General features: G+C 74.7%; 1 pseudogene. It reads right to left on the reverse strand.

Annotated elements, in window-relative coordinates:
* Positions 1 to 210 (reverse strand): annotated as a pseudogene (locus ACQG3P_RS21720) (hypothetical protein); the annotation flags it as partial.
* Between the last annotated feature and the right edge of the window lie 35 nt (positions 211 to 245).

A 245-nucleotide genomic window follows, 5' to 3' on the forward strand; every position in this document is an offset into this window, starting at 1 on the left:
CCCGTCGTCCGGCATGGCGGTGAGGCCGCCACGCCTGAACCCGGTGCGGGCGAGGTGCGCAGCCGCACCGTGCATGGCGGCATGCTCCTGGCCATGGCAGGGCGGCGCGGGTGCGTCTTCGGCAGCGGCGGGCGTGGCCCTCGCCCGCACCATGGGGCCGGCCATGGCCGCGTTCAGCCCGTTGAGCAACAGGCTGAGCAGCAATACCACTCGCAGGAGCCGGCCACTGGCGGTCCTGGGCGCCA

It is taken from the genome of Stenotrophomonas sp. SrG (assembly GCF_050031795.1).
In the GTDB taxonomy this organism is placed as follows: Bacteria; Pseudomonadota; Gammaproteobacteria; order Xanthomonadales; family Xanthomonadaceae; genus Stenotrophomonas; species Stenotrophomonas rhizophila_A.